17 protein-coding genes and 2 tRNA genes are annotated in these 15,804 nt (G+C 56.4%); 9 read left to right on the forward strand and 10 right to left on the reverse strand.

Translation table 11 applies throughout. The annotated features are described in order from the left end of the window. Window positions 1-162: 162 nt before the first annotated feature. A tRNA-Asp gene (locus NR201_RS19865) sits at window positions 163-239 on the forward strand. A 1-nt stretch (window position 240) separates the two neighbouring features. Here the strand turns inward: NR201_RS19865 and NR201_RS19870 are convergent. Both NR201_RS19870 and yafC read right to left on the reverse strand, forming a co-directional pair. Then, the gene (locus NR201_RS19870; RefSeq protein WP_132500273.1) at window positions 241-462 is read right to left on the reverse strand and encodes a hypothetical protein; all 222 of its coding nucleotides are present in this window, start codon (window positions 460-462) and stop codon (window positions 241-243) included. Continuing rightward, window positions 450-1,352 (reverse strand): DNA-binding transcriptional regulator YafC, encoded by a 903-nt coding sequence (gene yafC / locus NR201_RS19875; protein ID WP_256850097.1) that lies wholly within the window; start codon window positions 1,350-1,352, stop codon window positions 450-452. Before yafC ends, NR201_RS19870 begins: the two co-directional genes overlap by 13 nt. Before the next feature lie 262 nt (window positions 1,353-1,614). On the opposite strand from yafC, the gene NR201_RS19880 reads away from it, so the two are divergent. After that, the gene (locus NR201_RS19880) at window positions 1,615-2,406 is read left to right on the forward strand and encodes an endonuclease/exonuclease/phosphatase family protein (protein WP_010255114.1); all 792 of its coding nucleotides are present in this window, start codon (window positions 1,615-1,617) and stop codon (window positions 2,404-2,406) included. Between the two features lie 108 nt (window positions 2,407-2,514). Here NR201_RS19880 and mltD read toward each other — a convergent pair whose 3' ends face one another. Beyond that, the gene (gene mltD / locus NR201_RS19885; protein ID WP_022625195.1) at window positions 2,515-3,891 is read right to left on the reverse strand and encodes a murein transglycosylase D; all 1,377 of its coding nucleotides are present in this window, start codon (window positions 3,889-3,891) and stop codon (window positions 2,515-2,517) included. Window positions 3,892-3,962: 71 nt separating this feature from the next. Then, window positions 3,963-4,718 (reverse strand): hydroxyacylglutathione hydrolase, encoded by a 756-nt coding sequence (gloB, locus tag NR201_RS19890; protein WP_010255119.1) that lies wholly within the window; start codon window positions 4,716-4,718, stop codon window positions 3,963-3,965. Between the two features lie 42 nt (window positions 4,719-4,760). Here gloB and NR201_RS19895 point away from each other — a divergent pair, with 42 nt between their 5' ends. After that, complete coding sequence (locus NR201_RS19895) at window positions 4,761-5,498, forward strand: class I SAM-dependent methyltransferase (protein ID WP_010671138.1); 738 nt, start codon at window positions 4,761-4,763, stop codon at window positions 5,496-5,498. Here NR201_RS19895 and rnhA read toward each other — a convergent pair. Next, entirely contained in the window at window positions 5,480-5,947 is a 468-nt protein-coding gene (rnhA, locus tag NR201_RS19900) for a ribonuclease HI (protein ID WP_010255125.1), read from the reverse strand. The genes NR201_RS19895 and rnhA overlap by 19 nt on opposite strands. A gap of 51 nt (window positions 5,948-5,998) precedes the next feature. Between rnhA and dnaQ the strand changes: the two genes are divergently transcribed. Beyond that, on the forward strand, window positions 5,999-6,730 hold the full coding sequence (gene dnaQ, locus NR201_RS19905) for a DNA polymerase III subunit epsilon (protein WP_010255127.1): 732 nt from the start codon (window positions 5,999-6,001) through the stop codon (window positions 6,728-6,730). Window positions 6,731-6,864: 134 nt separating this feature from the next. Continuing rightward, window positions 6,865-6,941: transfer RNA gene (locus NR201_RS19910), tRNA-Asp, on the forward strand. Window positions 6,942-6,990: 49 nt separating this feature from the next. Here NR201_RS19910 and NR201_RS19915 read toward each other — a convergent pair. Further along, window positions 6,991-8,499: an NCS1 family nucleobase:cation symporter-1 gene (locus tag NR201_RS19915; protein ID WP_033756668.1), complete on the reverse strand. Its 1,509-nt coding sequence runs from the start codon at window positions 8,497-8,499 to the stop codon at window positions 6,991-6,993. 144 nt (window positions 8,500-8,643) lie between these two features. Here NR201_RS19915 and NR201_RS19920 point away from each other — a divergent pair, with 144 nt between their 5' ends. Genes NR201_RS19920 through puuE form a run of 3 tightly spaced genes read left to right on the forward strand, consistent with a single transcriptional unit; the run spans window position 8,644 to window position 11,080 of the window. Further along, window positions 8,644-9,366, forward strand: coding sequence for a GntR family transcriptional regulator (locus NR201_RS19920; RefSeq protein WP_010671140.1), 723 nt, complete (start codon window positions 8,644-8,646; stop codon window positions 9,364-9,366). Beyond that, complete coding sequence (gene hpxA / locus NR201_RS19925) at window positions 9,363-10,094, forward strand: allantoin racemase (protein WP_122889169.1); 732 nt, start codon at window positions 9,363-9,365, stop codon at window positions 10,092-10,094. The genes NR201_RS19920 and hpxA overlap by 4 nt, the downstream gene beginning before the upstream one ends. Window positions 10,095-10,126: 32 nt before the next feature. Next, window positions 10,127-11,080: an allantoinase PuuE gene (gene puuE / locus NR201_RS19930; RefSeq protein WP_010255138.1), complete on the forward strand. Its 954-nt coding sequence runs from the start codon at window positions 10,127-10,129 to the stop codon at window positions 11,078-11,080. A 50-nt stretch (window positions 11,081-11,130) separates the two neighbouring features. On the opposite strand, the gene hpxZ is transcribed toward puuE, so the two are convergent. From hpxZ to NR201_RS19950, 4 genes are read right to left on the reverse strand one after another with little or no spacing between them, the layout of a single operon-like run. Next, window positions 11,131-11,511 carry an oxalurate catabolism protein HpxZ gene (hpxZ, locus tag NR201_RS19935; RefSeq protein ID WP_010255141.1) on the reverse strand — a complete coding sequence of 127 codons (381 nt, stop codon included), beginning with the start codon at window positions 11,509-11,511 and terminating at the stop codon, window positions 11,131-11,133. Beyond that, window positions 11,511-12,908 (reverse strand): AtzE family amidohydrolase, encoded by a 1,398-nt coding sequence (locus NR201_RS19940; RefSeq protein ID WP_062758311.1) that lies wholly within the window; start codon window positions 12,906-12,908, stop codon window positions 11,511-11,513. Before NR201_RS19940 ends, hpxZ begins: the two co-directional genes overlap by 1 nt. Continuing rightward, window positions 12,905-13,087, reverse strand: a complete 183-nt coding sequence (gene hpxX, locus NR201_RS19945) for an oxalurate catabolism protein HpxX (protein ID WP_256850098.1) — start codon at window positions 13,085-13,087, stop codon at window positions 12,905-12,907. The genes NR201_RS19940 and hpxX overlap by 4 nt, the downstream gene beginning before the upstream one ends. Window positions 13,088-13,099: 12 nt before the next feature. Further along, window positions 13,100-14,686 carry a gamma-glutamyltransferase family protein gene (locus tag NR201_RS19950; RefSeq protein WP_033771016.1) on the reverse strand — a complete coding sequence of 529 codons (1,587 nt, stop codon included), beginning with the start codon at window positions 14,684-14,686 and terminating at the stop codon, window positions 13,100-13,102. A gap of 138 nt (window positions 14,687-14,824) precedes the next feature. On the opposite strand from NR201_RS19950, the gene hpxU reads away from it, so the two are divergent. Then, a complete protein-coding gene (hpxU, locus tag NR201_RS19955) occupies window positions 14,825-15,664 on the forward strand; it encodes a MurR/RpiR family transcriptional regulator HpxU (RefSeq protein WP_010255152.1) in 840 nt (279 codons plus the stop codon). The last annotated feature ends 140 nt before the right edge of the window (window positions 15,665-15,804 follow it).

The raw sequence follows: 15,804 nt of genomic DNA on the forward strand, positions 1-15,804 counted from the left end.
GAACTCAGAAGTGAAACGCCGTAGCGCCGATGGTAGTGTGGGGTCTCCCCATGCGAGAGTAGGGAACTGCCAGGCATCAAATTCGTTCCTTTTCCCCTGACAAGGAAAATAACAGGAACAGACGGCCATCAGCCAGTTGCTGACAGCTGTGAAAGAATCGGTGGAGCGGTAGTTCAGTTGGTTAGAATACCTGCCTGTCACGCAGGGGGTCGCGGGTTCGAGCCCCGTCCGTTCCGCCACTTAATTGGAAAGCCCTGACTTAACGGTCAGGGCTTTTTCCATTGCAGCAAATTCAACACGGAAAAATACACCGCGCTGATTCTCTTCGATCTCCCGGATCATTTTAACGATCGCTAATTCTTTGAATCTGAAGCGATAATCGCGCAATCGATCCCACCCCTTCCAAATTGTGTGCGGGCAGACCCCGATCAGGCCTGCCCCTGTAGACTTCAGGTACGCCACGGCTGGTCAGCTGTCCACTCACTCAGAAAATCGATAAAAGCGCGCACACGCTGGCTTACGCCAATATCACTGTAGTAAACAGCATGGAAGGGCATCTCGACCGGCAGACGCTGATCGGCCAACACTTCCACCAGTTTTCCCTCAGCAACTTCACGATCGATCATATAGTCCGACAGGCAGGCAATACCATTACCGGTAAGACAGAGCTGCTTGATCGTCTCTCCACTGTTAGAGGAGATAGCCCAGCTAATATCATAGAGTTCGCCGCTTTCAAGGGAGACGGGCCAGCGATTGAGTCGTGGGGAATCATCAAAGCCAAGACAATGGTGATTATCCAGCTCAGCCACCGTTTGCGGTGTCCCATGCTCACGGAGATAGGCGGGTGAAGCAACCATCTTGCGAAAGCTCCTGAACAGCAGCCGGGCGCGCAGCGTTGAGTCGGTGAGATTGCCGGCGCGAATGGCGATATCCACTTTCCGCTCAATCAGATTGATAAAACTCTCTGAGGAGATCAAAGAAAGAGTCACGTCAGGATAGCGCAGACGAAAGGGTTTAATCATCGGCATCAGCAAATGCAGAATGACTGGCGTCGCGGCATCAACGCGCAGTAGTCCTTTAGGCGCCTGTAAACTCTCGATCAAATCGCTTTCTGCCGTGGTCATCTCCTGCAAAAAACGTTGAACATGGCGAAAATAGCGTTCGCCCTCCTGCGTAAGCGCCAGCTGCCGTGTTGTGCGGGTCAGCAGGGCAATACCCAGCTTGCTCTCCAGCTTTTTAACTGTCCTGCTGACGGCAGAGTTAGCCATCTTCAGCTGTTCAGCAGCGCGACTGAAACTTCCACTTTCTACTACGCTGACAAACACTTTTAGTTCATCAGAAGATGCCTTCATTCTTCCTCCCTGCAGTCACATGGCCATTAAGCCAGTTTATGACTGATAATGCTGTTATAACCAGTACAGGAGCCGTTAACGATGACATCGGGGATCTCACCGCCTGATCTGCCTCGTTTTGCTTAGCGAACGTAAAAGGGCTGCTTTATTCTGGAAAAGGTGATGAATTCTGACATTCACCTGCATCCATTGAAACCCCGGTCTAAAATCCCTATAACAGACAGGTGTTAACTGTATTTTGAATCATCAGCCAGGCGGGAAAGTGCGCAAAAAAACTTATGCAATGCGATATGTAGCAGGACAACCAGTGGAACAGATCTTTCCACCTGGCGCGATGCTCCATCTCGGTCAGGCACTGCCACCCGGCGCACCCTTGCCCGCGCACCCAAACCTCAAAGTTCTGGTATGGAACATCTTCAAGCAGCAACGCGCAGACTGGATGTCGGTACTGGAAGGATTTGGTAAAGATGCGCACCTGGTATTACTGCAGGAAGCGCAGACCACTCCAGAACTGGTGGAGTTTGCCACCAGTAATTATCTTGCTGCCGATCAGGTACCTGCCTTTGTGCTGCCTCAGCATCCCTCTGGGGTGATGACGCTCGCCTCTGCGCACCCGGTCTATTGCTGCCCGTTGCGTGAGCGTGAGCCTCTGCTGAGGCTGTCAAAATCGGCACTGGTCACGGCGTATCCGCTGCCCACGGGTGAAATGCTGATGGTCGTGAACATCCATGCGGTAAATTTCAGCCTGGGCGTCGACGTCTACAGTAAACAGCTGGGGCCAATCGGGGAGCAGATCATGCATCACCAGGGGCCGGTGATTATGGCCGGGGATTTCAATGCCTGGAGCCGTCAGCGTATCAATGCACTCTACCGTTTTGCACAGCGAATGAAGCTGGAAGAGGTCATGTTCACTGCCGATCACCGCCGTAAAGCCTTTGGTCGCCCGCTGGATTTCGTCTTCTATCGCGATCTCAGGGTGAGTGAGGCATCCGTACTGGTGACGCGCGCGTCCGACCATAACCCCTTACTGGTGGAGTTCAGTTCAGGAAGCTAGTCCGGTGCATTAAGCGAGCCTGCAAAGGGGAGGGAAGTCCGGCAGATGAGTAAACGGTGGCGGATGAATAAAAGAAAAAGGCTGACAAATGTCAGCCTTTTCAACGTATCAGGTATCAGGTGTTGCGTTATTATTCACAAACAGCGTTAAGTTATCGCCGGGTTGAATATCTTTCGCACTGTCCAGCACACTGTTCCAGCGCATCACGTCTTTGATGTTAACGCCGTGATGACGGGCAATACTGTCAAGAGAATCACCCTTACGAACACGATAGGTGATGCTGTTGCCGTTATCAGCCAGTCGGGTGCCATTCGAACCAATGGTCAGAGTCTGACCCGGTCGGATATCAGCACCGCGCAGGTTGTTATCCTGCTTCAGTGTCGAGACGCTAACGCCAAGTTTTGAGGCGATACCAGAGAGCGTATCACCCCGTCGCACTTTGTACCCGCCACTCGCACTGGCTTTCGCAAGCTGAGTAGGCTGTACCGCTGCGATGTCACCGGAAGCCAGTGAGTTACGCAGTTTCGCGACGTTCGACTTCGGCACCATAATATAGTGTGGGCCGTTTGGCGCTGTTGCACCGCCTTTATAACCGGTATTGAAGCTCTTCAGTTTCGTGAGCGACATACCCGCCATTTCGGCAGCCTGCGTCAGCTGTATCTGCTGACCCACTTCCACTCGCGCCAGAGCACGACTTTCATTAGGTGTCGGCAGTTTGATACCGTAACGCTTGTTATTTTTGAGCAGTTCACTCAGAGCTAACATTTTAGGCACATACACGGTCGTTTCGCGTGGCAGCGATAAATGCCAGAAGTCAGTCGGCTTACCGCGCGCCTTGTTCTGCTTTATCGCTTTGAGTACACGTCCTTCACCACTGTTGTACGCTGCGATGGTTAATAACCAGTCGCCGTCAAACATGGTGTTAAGACGCTGCATCATATCCAGCGCAACTTTCGTGGATGCGACCACATCGCGTCGCCCATCGTAATACTGGTTCTGTTTCAAACCATAGTTTCGACCTGTTGCAGCAACAATCTGCCAGATACCAGCGGCATTGGCGGATGAAGTTGCCCGGGGGTCAAAAGCGCTCTCCACTATGGGTAGCAGTACCAGTTCCATCGGCATTTTACGTTTCTGTATCTGCTCGACTATCCAGTACATGTACGGCTCTGCCCGTAATGTTACATCGTGGAGATAGCTCTTATTTTTTAAAAATTTACTTTTTTGTTCGCGGATTGCCGGGTTTTCCGGAATCCCCATCTTCAACTCGTCACTAATGAAACTCCAGAGATCTGCGTCTGCTGCGAGGCCAGTTCCATCTTCCTGCCATCGCGGCGACAAAAACTCGTCTCCGTACTTTCCATTTTCACCTTGACCAGCTGAAGACAGACTCTGTGCATGCTGTACCGGGATATTGGCATCGTTCCTGGACGCCTGACATCCTACCAGCAAGACTGAGGCGAGTAAGATCGCTTTAGCCTTCATGTGTGTGTCAATAGTTCGCTTAAAAGACGAGCAACTATACGTGACGACTTTTCACAACACAACCCGAAAAATCAAAAAGCGTCTTTCTTCTCGCGTAGAACGGCAAATGAACGCCATACGGGTTCATCAGTAACGTTAACGTTTAATGCCCTTTGTAAATCAACGTCTTGTGTGCGAAGAAATAAATTTATTGTCCGTTCGTGCGCCAGTTTTGTGGGCAAACTAATGCCATTTTCAGCGCGTAAGTCCTTAATTTTCTGATATTCGGCCGTTATTTGTGGGTCATGGGGCAGAATAGCCGCAGCAAACTTCAGATTGGATAAAGTATATTCATGTGCGCAGCAGACTAATGTTTCACCTGGAAGCTGGTTAAGCTTTTGAAAGGAATCATACATCTGCTCTGCCGTGCCCTCAAAAAGGCGCCCGCAGCCGCCCGAAAAGAGTGTGTCACCACAGAAAAGATAAGGTGAGCTGTAATATGAGATATGTCCTAAAGTGTGACCAGGGGTGTGGATCACCTCAAACGTCAGGCCCAGTACCGTGACCTTATCGCCTTCGCTGACTATCGTTCTGGCCCCTTTAGCCGCGGTTTCCTGGGGACCATAGACCTCAAGCTGAGGGAAATGCTCGCACAGTGTTTTCACTCCGCCCGTGTGGTCGTTATGGTGGTGAGTCAGCAGAATAGCGACCGGCTGCCAGCCGTTGGAGGCCATTTTTTCTAACACCGGTTGGGCTTCGCCGGGATCGACAATCAGGCATTTACCGTCATCATCAGTCAGCGTCCAGATGTAGTTGTCCTGCAACGCAGGAATACTGGTAAGATTCATCATCACCTCTCGCAGGTCGTAGGAAAAGGAAGAGCGTAAAGCATGAAGCCCGCTAAATCACGCCAGATTCTGAACGCACCGCTGTCATGGCGCGATATGCCGTGGGGAGATTATTTCCGCGACGCGCTAACGCAGCAGCTTCAGCCTTACCTTGGAAAGCTTTATGGCTTTCATATGCTTAAGCTTGGCAACCTCAGCGCAGAAATCAACACCGAAAACTGTGCTATTTCACATCAGGTCAATGTTGGCAGGGAAGGTGAGCTGTTACAGGTGCTGGCTGACCCGATGCAACTGCCGTTTGAGTCGAAGTCGATCGATGCCTGTTTGCTGGCCCATACGCTCGCCTGGAGCCAGGATCCTCACCGGGTGTTACGTGAAGTAGATAGGGTGTTAATTGATGATGGCTGGATGATTATCAGCGGCTTCAATCCATTCAGCCTGCTCGGCGTGAGTAAGATGGTGCCGGGCCTGAACCGCAAAGCCCCCTGGAGCGGACGGATGTTCAGCCAGGTGCGGTTAGTCGACTGGCTGGGACTGTTGAATTATGAGGTAGTCTATCGCACCCGCTTTCAGGTGCTGCCGTGGCATCGGCAGGGCGGAAAACTGATCAGCGCCCACTTACCGGCGCTGGGCTGTCTGAATATTGTGGTGGCACGTAAACGCACCTTCCCGCTGCTGCCGACCCGGGCTAAGAAGAGTATGAGCACCAGCAAGATCCGCCAGACGGTCAATGCCACACGCCAGTTCCGGCAGGCAGAGGATCAGGATTCGGTTTTATAACCGATATCCTCAAAAGCGGGATTTTCAGCCGCGCTGCGGGCCAGCACGTCGCAGCGCTCATTTTCCGGATGTCCGGCATGGCCTTTAACCCACTCCCACTGAATCTTATGGGTGCTGAGTGCTAAGTCGAGACGCTGCCAGAGATCGACATTCTTCACCGGCTTTTTGTCGGCGGTTTTCCAGCCACGCTTTTTCCAGTTATGGATCCAGCTGGTAATTCCCTGACGCACATACTGACTGTCGGTACTGAGCACCACATCGCACGGCTGGGTCAGCGCTTCCAGTGAGACAATCGCCGCCATCAGCTCCATCCGGTTATTGGTGGTAAGGTGATAGCCCGCGCTGAAGGTTTTCTCATGCTGACCGTAGCGTAAAATCGCCCCATAACCGCCGGGACCAGGATTTCCAAGACAGGATCCATCGGTGAATATTTCTACCTGTTTGCGCATCTCTGGTAGACTTCCTCTCAAAAACGCTAAGTCTGACATAAAACGGGTCTTATGAGCACTGCAAATAACCGCCAGATCGTTCTCGATACTGAAACCACCGGCATGAACATGATCGGGGTACATTATGAGGGGCACCGCATCATTGAGATTGGTGCGGTAGAGGTGATTAACCGTCGCCTGACCGGTAACAATTTCCATATGTATCTCAAGCCCGATCGGCTGGTCGATCCCGAAGCCTTTGGCGTACACGGCATTGCCGATGAGTTCCTGGCCGACAAGCCTGCATTCAGCGAGATTGCCGATGAGTTTCTCGACTACATTCGCGGTGCTGAATTAGTGATCCATAACGCCCCGTTTGATATCGGCTTTATGGACTACGAGTTTGCAAAGCTGAACCGCGGCATTGAGAAAACCGAAACCTTCTGCAAAATCACCGACAGTCTGGCGCTGGCGCGCCGTATGTTTCCCGGCAAGCGCAACAGCCTTGATGCGCTTTGCTCGCGTTACGAAATAGATAACAGCAAACGAACCCTGCACGGCGCACTGCTCGATGCCGAGATTCTGGCTGAAGTCTTCCTGACGATGACCGGCGGACAGACGTCACTCTCCTTTTTATCGGAAAGTGAAAGCGCCCGACAGGCGCAGGGAGAGAGCATCCAGCGCATCGTGCGTCCCACCTCTGCACTGCGCGTGGTCACGGCCAGCGATGAAGAAGTGGTTGCCCATGAGTCACGTCTGGATCTGGTGATGAAAAAGGGTGGCAGCTGCCTGTGGCGCGGCTGAATTACGCATTTTTGTGGATAAAATCAACGGCAAGCTGAAAAAAACAGCAAACGATTTGTTCGCCTGGAAAAAGCGTTGACGTCGCAACAGGCTGCCATTACTATGCGCCTCGTTCCCGACGGGGAACAAAGCGCGGAGCGGTAGTTCAGTTGGTTAGAATACCTGCCTGTCACGCAGGGGGTCGCGGGTTCGAGCCCCGTCCGTTCCGCCAATCTCTTTAAAAAAGCCGATTCAGAAATGAATCGGCTTTTTGCTGTCTGCTATTCAGCGGTGGCCTGGTTCTTCTGCGGCATCACCTCGCCTTGCCAGCGGGCACCATCCTCCGCCTCACGATCTTCACGGGCGATAAAGCGATAGCAGCCTGCCGCCAGACCGGCGCCAATAAACCAGCTGAAATTCGCCACCTGATGCAGGGAAGGGATAAAGCTAATCACCAGGCAAATCGCCACCGATGGCAGCAGTGCGCCAATCGCTTTAGGGTTAAAGCCACCGCGATACCAGTAACGGCCTGCTGGCGTATCGTTAAAAAGATCGTCGACCGAGATACGTCCACGTTTAATCAGATAGAAATCAGTTAGCAGAATCCCGAACAGCGGCCCGATAAACGATCCCAGCACATCCAGCGTATAGTGAATCAGCTCAGGAGACTGGAACAGATTCCACGGCGTTAACAGCACCGACCCCACCGCGGCGATCATCCCGCCGGTACGGAAACTGATTTTCTGCGGTGAACAGTTGGAGAAGTCAAAAGCGGGCGAGACGAAGTTCGCCACGATATTGATACCGATGGTAGCGGTAATCATGGTCAGCAATCCAATCGCGACCGCCAGATCGTTGCCGACCATGCTTACGGTTTCGATGGGATCGGTAATCATTTTGCCAAACAGCGACTGGGTGCCCGACACAATCACTACGGTCACCACCGAGAACAGCAGAAAGTTAAACGGCAGTCCCCAGCGGTTGCCGCGACGGATCTCTGACATGCTTTTGCCGTAGCGTGAAAAGTCACCGAAGTTCAGCAGCGGTCCGGAGAAGTAAGAGACCACCAGCGCCGTCGCCGTAATCATCTGCCACGTCTGCTCGCCTGCGGTAAGCGATTTGCTGGCGAGGGTAAACGAGATCCCATCGAAGCCGGTCTTGTATACAATCCAGCCCGCCAGCGCCACCATCACCACATAGACCGCCGGTCCGGCGACATCAATAAACCGTTTGATGGCGTTCATGCCATGCCAGAACACCATCGCCTGCAGTAACCACATAATGCCGAAGCAGCACCAGCCCAGCAGCGACAGACCAAGCCAGTGTGGCACGGTCATCGACGTCAGCGACGGCGCGAACTTCAGCAGCACCAGCATCAGCGCATTCGCCGCCAGATAGGTCTGGATGCCATACCAGGCGAACGCGATCAGACCGCGTATCACTGCCGGGATATTGGCACCAAACACCCCAAACGCCTGACGGCAGATCACCGCATAGGGGACGCCCGCCATCTGGCTCGGTTTCGCCACCAGATTCGCACAGATCTGCACGATGCAGATCCCCGCCAGCAGGCAGAGCAGCACCTGCCAGCTGGCTAATCCCAGCGTGAAGAAGCTGGCGGCCACCACATAGCCGCCCATGCTGTGCACATCCGACATCCAGAAAGAAAAAATGTTGTACCACGACCAGTTCTGATCGCGAGTCGGTGCCAGGTCGTCGTTACAGAGTCGTGGGCTGTAACGGGCGTTGGCTTCAGAGGCCGTGCTGGCCACCGTTGATTGATTTGGCATGAAACCTGCTCCTCTACCCGAGAGTGGAATGAATAATCTGGTAAAGCGGTATTGCAGGATCCAGGCCAGATCTCTTTTCTTGTATACAATATTTATTTTTCACGTATACGATATGTGGCGTACAGCAAGCGACCGGAGCGTGTAATGACGAGTAAAACAGGACAGCGAGACGCCACCAGGCTGCAGGATAAAGATGAAGGGATTTACCAGGCATTGATGAACGCCATTGTTGAGCATCAGCTGCCGCCGGGCAGTAAACTGCCGGAAGAGGCCCTTTCCGGGGTCTTCGGTGTGAGCCGCACCGGCATCCGCAAAGTGCTGCAACGCCTCGCGGCGGTGCAAATGGTCACTCTGACGCCCAAACGTGGTGCGCAGGTCTCCACACCCGGCGTTGAAGAGGCGCGGGATATCTTCTCAACCCGCAGTTTAATGGAGTGCGCTAATCTGCCAGTGGTCCTGGCCCATTTGCAGCCCCCGCATCTGGTGGCGCTGGAGCAGCTCATCGCGCAGGAGAACCAGGCGCACGCCGATCATGATGGCCCGGCAGCCATCCGGCTGTCAGCGGCCTTTCATATTCAGTTACAGGCGATCTCCGGGAATCAGGTGCTCACCGGCATGGTGACCAGTCTGACGCAGCGATCATCGCTGGTGATCGCCGCCTATGGCGCACCCTGGCAGCGTGGCTGCCGCTGTGACGATCATGCGAATCTGCTTCAGTTACTGCGCGCGCGTGCGCTGCAGCCGCTGACGCAGGCGCTACAGCATCACTTCGAGCACATCGTCTCCAGCCTGCACTTTGAGCGCAGCGGGGAAACGCTGCCCGACTTTTCCCGACTGTTTGCCGCAGGCTCTGGAGCTGCCTCATGAGCCTGATTCAGGTTATTAACCCTAATACCAGCCTGGCGATGACCGAAACTATCGGTCAGGCCGCGCGTGCGGTCGCCGCACCGGGCACCGAAATTCTGGCTGTTTCGCCGTCGCAGGGCGTGCCTTCCATTGAAGGGCACTTCGATGAGGCGATCGCCGCCATCGGAGTACTGGAGCAGATTAAACTGGGCAGAGCGAAGGGCGTCAGCGGCCACGTCATTGCCTGCTTTGGCGATCCGGGTTTGCTGGCGGCACGCGAGCTGGCCAGCGGACCGGTGATCGGCATTGCGGAAGCGGCGATGCATACCGCCACGCTGCTGGCGACGCGTTTCTCCATTGTCACCACGCTGCCGCGCACCCTGGTGATTGCGCGTCATCTGCTGCAGCAGTATGGCTTTACCCATCACTGTGCCGCACTGCATGCCATCGATCTGCCGGTACTGGCGCTGGAAGATGGCAGCGGCCTGGCGCAGGAAAAAGTGCGGCAGCGCTGCATTCAGGCTAAACGGGAAGATGGCAGCGGGGCGATTGTGCTGGGCTGTGGCGGAATGGCGACGCTGGCCGGGGAGCTGACCCGGGAGCTCGGCCTGCCGGTGATCGATGGCGTCAGCGCGGCGGTGAAGATGGTGGAGTCGCTGGTGGCGCTTGGTTTTGGCACCAGCAAACATGGTGATCTGGCCTGGCCTTTGCAGAAACCTCTCTCAGGTGCGTTTCAGCATCTAAACTAACGGAACTTTCCCGAATCAAAACAGGTGGAGTGATGACTGACGCTGCAGAGAAGAAAGAGTACAGCTTTAACAAAAACTATCCGCGCGATTTAATCGGTTATGGCGCTCATCCGCCGCACGCCGCCTGGCCCAACAACGCCCGTGTGGCGGTGCAGTTTGTTCTGAACTACGAAGAGGGCGCAGAAAACAGCGTGCTGCACGGCGACACCGGCTCAGAGCAGTTCCTCTCCGACATCATCGGGGCAGCCAGCTATCCCGATCGCCACATGTCGATGGAGTCGCTGTATGAGTACGGCTCACGCGCCGGTTTCTGGCGTATCCACAACGAATTCCAGAAACGCGGTCTGCCGTTAACGGTTTTCGGCGTGGCGATGGCGCTGGCGCGTCATCCGGAAGTTGTCGAGGCGATTAAACAGGCTGACTACGATGTGGTCAGTCACGGCTGGCGCTGGATCCACTATCAGGGCATGGATGCAAAAACCGAACGCCAGCATATGCAGCAGGCGGTCGATGTGCTGGTTGATCTGTTTGGTAAAGCGCCGACCGGCTGGTACACCGGCCGCGACAGCCCGAATACGCGGCGGCTGGTGGTGGAGCAGGGCGGTTTTAGCTATGACAGTGACTACTACGGCGACGATCTGCCTTTCTGGACCCAGGTCACCTGTCAGGATGGAACGGTTAAACCGCACCTGATTATCCCCTATACCCTGGAGTGCAATGACATGCGCTTTGCCTCGCCGCAGGGATTTAATACCGCGGAACAGTTCTTTACCTATCTGCGCGACAGCTTCGATGTGCTGTATGAAGAGGGCGAAACCGCACCGAAGATGATGTCGATCGGTATGCATTGCCGCCTGCTGGGTCGTCCTGGCAAATTCCGCGCGCTGCAGAATTTTCTCGATCACATCCAGCAGCATGAGGATGTCTGGATCTGTACCCGTCAGCAGATCGCTGACCACTGGATCAACACGCACCCGGCACCTTAAGCCGGTTCCGGCGCTCGGCCCGCGTTGATCGGGCGAAGCGCCGGACGATGTCAGCTCATCAGGCTGACCTGCGCCGCCACGATGCACCAGCCGTGGGGCATGCGTACCCAGGTCTGCTGCTGACGGCCAATTTTATCGCTGCCGGTGCGGGTAAATTCGGTGCTGCAAACCGCATAATCCTCGCCAAAGGTGGTGATCACGGTGTTTCGCAGCGTCCGGTTCAGCCCGGCTGAAGGACGCGCGGCGCGGAAGGCCCGAATCTCATCAATGCCATACAGATTCTCACCTGCGCCGAGGCGCACGGTTCGCGGGTCGTGCCAGAACAACGCATCCAGTTCGGCCACGTCATTGCTGACCAGCGCCTGCTCGTAGCGGTAAAACTGCGCCGTCACCTCGGTGACCACCTGCGGTAAATTAATCTCTCTGTTCATCAGGCTCCAGCCATATTGATTTGCGGTATCGTAATGCCGCGTTGTTCCAGTGCCCAGGCGGCACGTAACACCGCCTCTTCATTAAATGGACGGGCGATAAGCTGTAATCCAATCGGCAGACCGCTTCGGGTCGCCAGCGGCACGGTACAGACCGGCAATCCCAGGAAGGAGATCGGCTGCGTCAGCATACCCATGCTCGCCTTAGCGGGCAGCGATTCCCCCTGAATCGACAGGGTCTGCTGACCGATGGTGATCGCGCTGCAGGGTGTCGCCGGCGCTATCAGCACATCAAACCGATCAAAAAGCGGCAACACCTGCTGCTGGAAATGGCGGCGGAAACGCTGCGCCTGCACGTACCAGGCACCTGGCATCATGGCACCGGCCAGCAGACGCTCGCGTGAATTGGGTTCAAACTGCTCAGGCGTCTGGCGCAGGGCGGGCAGATAGTGATTGCCGCCTTCTGCCGCGGTCATGATAAACGCCGCCGAGCGTGCCAGCTCAGCGTCCGGCATCAGCACCTCTTCCTGTGCATCAAGTGCTGCCGCGACCACCGCGACGGCAGCGCGGGCATCCTCATCGCACCAGCGGGCAAAAAAGCCACCCAGTACGCCGCAGCGCAAGCCTTCGCTGCCCTGTGACAGCCCCGGTAGCGTCGCGGCCAGCGGGCGATCGGCCTGAAACGCATCGGTGTGGTCTGCGCCCTGCAACAGATCATATACCAGCGCCAGGTCTTCAACCCGCCGCGCCAGAGGACCGATGTGATCGAGGCTGGCGACAAACGGATGGCTGCCGCTGCGTGACAACCGGCCAAAGGTCGGCTTAAGACCAAAAATACCGCACAGCGACGCGGGCACCCGAATCGAGCCGTTGGTGTCGGTGCCCAGTGAAAAGTGGACCAGACCGGCGGCCACGGCAGCCGCCGAACCGCCTGACGAGCCGCCAGCCACGCGGCTGAGATCGCGCGGATTGTGCGTCGCGCCGTAGTGGCTGTTTTCGGTGGTAAAACCATACGCGTAGGCATCCATGTTCAGCATGCCAGACAGCAGCGCACCAGAGCGACGCAGTTTATCGACAGCAAACGCATCTGCACGTGCCGCCGGCCGGTCGCTGAACAGGCTGGCACCGGCCAGGGTAGTGTGACCCGCCACATCAAACAGGTTTTTTACCGCATACGGGATGCCCGCCAGCGGTGGCAGGGTTTCGCCGCGCTGCCGCTGCGCATCAACATCCGCCGCTTCTTTTAACATGCGCGGCCCGGTCACTTCCGTCCAGGCATTCAGCGCCGGATTATGCTGCTCAACCGCCTGCAGCGTGCGCTTTGCCACTTCCAGCGCACTGATTTCACCCTGCTGAATCGCCCGCTGCAGGGTCTGAATCGAAACGTCACCTAATCTCATGCCTGGTATACTCCTGCCACTTCAAGCCAGTCATCCAGCGGAAACGCCATCAGCGGCGCGGCCATCTCCGCGATACGCGACAGCTGGATCAGCAGTTCAGCGCGGCGGGCGTCATCCAGTTCCAGTTGCAGTATCTGCTCCATATGGCCGATGTAGCTGGCCCAGTCGTGTTGATTCATGATTCGCTCCTGTTAAAAACCGGCGGCGCTGCCGTTACTGCGTGGATCGCTTGCGCCCTCAAACATGCCGTTGCTGTGGCGCACAATGGCGCCCGCATGGCCTACGGATTCGCTGAAGTCCGGCAGCAGCTCCACCTCATGTCCCCACAGACGCAGCATCAATACCGTTTCGTCGTCAAAACGACCTTCCAGTTTCAGCGAGTCTGATGATTGCCCCCAGGTCCGGCCCAGCAGCCAGCGCGGCGCACTGACCGCCTGTTGTAACGGCAAGCCCTGAATCACATGGCGGGTAAAAATCGCCGCCTGAGTCTGCGGCTGTCCATCCCCACCCATCGCGCCATACACCAGCGTCCGGCCATCTTTCAGCCGTGCGGCGGCGGGATTCAGGGTATGAAACGGCTGCTTACCGGGTGCCAGGGCCAGCAGATGGTCAGGATCGAGGCTGAAAGCGGCGCCGCGGTTCTGCCAGGTGATACCCGTGCCGGGCAGCACCACACCACTGCCAAATTCGTGATAAATGCTCTGAATAAAGGAGACGGCCAGGCCGCTGCTGTCCATCACGCCCATCCAGACCGTATCGCCCGGCCCGCGTCCGTTTCCCCATGCCGCCGCCTCTCCATCGGTGATCTGGCTGGCGAGTGTGGCAAGGTGATCGCTGTCCAGCAGCGCCTGCAAATCTTCCGTGACGTGACGCGGATCGGTGATGTGTTTGTCGCGCAGTGCAAACGCTTTTTTGGTGGCTTCCACGATACGGTGCACCGTCTGCGCATCGTCAGCCTCCGCCATCTCCAGCCGATCGGTGATGCCCAGGATCGCCAGCGACACCATGCCCTGCGTTGGCGGGGTGATATTCCAGATGTCACCTTCGCTGTGGGAGAGATGCAGCGGCGTCGTGCGGCGGGCGCGATGCTGCTGCAGATCGGCCAGCGTCACCGGCATGCCCAGCGTGGCCATCTCATCGGCCATATGGTGAGCCAGCGTGCCGCGATAAAAGCTGTCGAGCCCCTCTTCAGTAAGCTGGCTCAGGGTGTTAGCCAGGGCAGGCTGGGTAAAACGGCTGCCTGGCTGCGGCACGTTGCCGTCAGGCATAAAGGTGGCGCTGAAGCCGGGCTGATGCTGCAATTCACTGCGGAACGTCGCGGTGGCGGCGCTCTGTGAGGCAGTCACCGGAATACCGTCGGCGGCGTAGCGAATCGCATCGCGCAGCAGACGTGCCAGCGGCAGCGGTGGGGTGCCCATCTCAGCCGAGAGATTCAGTGCCTCCTGCCAGCCGCTGACCGTACCGGCCACGGTCAGCGCCGCTTTCGGCCCGCGATGCGGAATCTTAGGGTGATCGGCGTAGAAATCGTGATGAGCCAGCGAACCGGCTGCGCCGCTGGCGTCGATAGCGACAGGATCGCCGCCGGGCGGCAGAATCAGCCAGAAACCATCACCGCCCAGTCCATTCATATGCGGGTAGACCACGGCGATGGTCGCGGCAGCGGCCACCATCGCTTCAATGGCATTACCGCCATCACGCAGTACCGCGAGCGCGCTTTCACTCGCCAGATGGTGTGGCGTCACCGCCATCCCCTGCGGGGCCATATTGCTTTGAATCATCTTTTTCTCGTTATCCGGGTGACAGAACCGATAACAAAGCAAGAGCTGTTCCAGTTTTCACCCTGAGCTGACAATGCGCCGGTTAACCTGGCGCAAATTGTGCTAGCTTCTGCTGAAACAAAAGTTACAGGACGGGTTATGAAACAGCTTGATGAACGACTCAGGAGTCACTATCCCCAGCTCTCCCCGCAGGAGCAGCGTATTGCCGACTTCGTGTTTGACCACTTCGATGACCTGATCAGCTACAACAGTGCCGAGCTGGCGCGGCTCAGTGGCGTGTCGAAAGCCACGGTCAGCCGGCTGTTTAAGCGTCTGGGCTATGAAAAATACAAGGATATGCGTGATGAGTTACGCATCCTGCGCCAGAGCGGCATGCCGCTGACCGATAATCGTGATGCGGTGCAGGGCAATACGCTGCTGGCGCGACACTACAAGCAGGAGATGGCTAACCTGACGCAGTGGGTGAACAGTCTGGATGCCCGGCACTTTAATGAGGTTATCCAGCAGCTGGCGCAGGCAAAACGCGTCTTTATCATCGGCATGCGCAACGCCTATCCGGTGGCACTGCATCTGCGACAGCAGCTGGTGCAGGCGCGTTCGCAGGTACATATCCTGCCGCAGCCGGGCCAGACGCTGGCTGAGGAGCTGGTGGATATTACGCCGGAGGATATGGTGGTCGTGATGGCCTTCCGTCGTCGTCCCCGCATCATTCGCCCGCTGATGCAGCAGTTGCAGGCGGCCGGTATCCCGCTGCTGGCGCTGTGTGAGCCGCAGGCGCAGACGGTGATTGCGCTGGCGCGCTGGCAGCTCTGTACGCCGCTGGACAGCGTTTCCGCCTTCGACAGTTATGGCTCCGCCATGAGTCTGGTTAACCTGATTGCCAATGCACTGCTACATGAAATGCTGGCACAGGGACGTCAGCGCATTCATCAGATCGCCGACCTTTACCAGCAGTTTGACGAGCTGGAGCACCGCTAAAAGGCACCGTTTTGGTGCTTTGCCCCATTTCAGAACAGACCTTCCCCCGGCGTAGTCGTCCCGATTACGCCAGATTTCAGCTGAATGCTTTGCCGCTTAACCCTTTTTCTGTGGCCGTCCGGATTGGCACATTAGTTGCA

The sequence above is a fragment of the Pantoea sp. Fr-CA_6 genome, from assembly GCF_024520895.1.
GTDB classification, from domain to species: Bacteria; Pseudomonadota; Gammaproteobacteria; order Enterobacterales; family Enterobacteriaceae; genus Pantoea; species Pantoea agglomerans.

Bases quoted from the DNA above. Each gene is read 5' to 3' on its own strand.
- mltD (WP_022625195.1), bottom strand. From the start codon at position 3,891: ATGAAGGCTAAAGCGATCTTACTCGCCTCAGTCTTGCTGGTAGGATGT.
- hpxU (WP_010255152.1), top strand. From the start codon at position 14,825: ATGAAACAGCTTGATGAACGACTCAGGAGTCACTATCCCCAGCTCTCC.
- NR201_RS19950 (WP_033771016.1), bottom strand. From the start codon at position 14,686: ATGATTCAAAGCAATATGGCCCCGCAGGGGATGGCGGTGACGCCACAC.
- hpxA (WP_122889169.1), top strand. From the start codon at position 9,363: ATGAGCCTGATTCAGGTTATTAACCCTAATACCAGCCTGGCGATGACC.
- NR201_RS19920 (WP_010671140.1), top strand. From the start codon at position 8,644: ATGACGAGTAAAACAGGACAGCGAGACGCCACCAGGCTGCAGGATAAA.
- NR201_RS19915 (WP_033756668.1), bottom strand. From the start codon at position 8,499: ATGCCAAATCAATCAACGGTGGCCAGCACGGCCTCTGAAGCCAACGCC.
- NR201_RS19895 (WP_010671138.1), top strand. From the start codon at position 4,761: ATGAAGCCCGCTAAATCACGCCAGATTCTGAACGCACCGCTGTCATGG.
- gloB (WP_010255119.1), bottom strand. From the start codon at position 4,718: ATGAATCTTACCAGTATTCCTGCGTTGCAGGACAACTACATCTGGACG.
- dnaQ (WP_010255127.1), top strand. From the start codon at position 5,999: ATGAGCACTGCAAATAACCGCCAGATCGTTCTCGATACTGAAACCACC.
- puuE (WP_010255138.1), top strand. From the start codon at position 10,127: ATGACTGACGCTGCAGAGAAGAAAGAGTACAGCTTTAACAAAAACTAT.
- hpxX (WP_256850098.1), bottom strand. From the start codon at position 13,087: ATGAATCAACACGACTGGGCCAGCTACATCGGCCATATGGAGCAGATA.
- NR201_RS19940 (WP_062758311.1), bottom strand. From the start codon at position 12,908: ATGAGATTAGGTGACGTTTCGATTCAGACCCTGCAGCGGGCGATTCAG.
- yafC (WP_256850097.1), bottom strand. From the start codon at position 1,352: ATGAAGGCATCTTCTGATGAACTAAAAGTGTTTGTCAGCGTAGTAGAA.
- rnhA (WP_010255125.1), bottom strand. From the start codon at position 5,947: ATGCGCAAACAGGTAGAAATATTCACCGATGGATCCTGTCTTGGAAAT.
- hpxZ (WP_010255141.1), bottom strand. From the start codon at position 11,511: ATGAACAGAGAGATTAATTTACCGCAGGTGGTCACCGAGGTGACGGCG.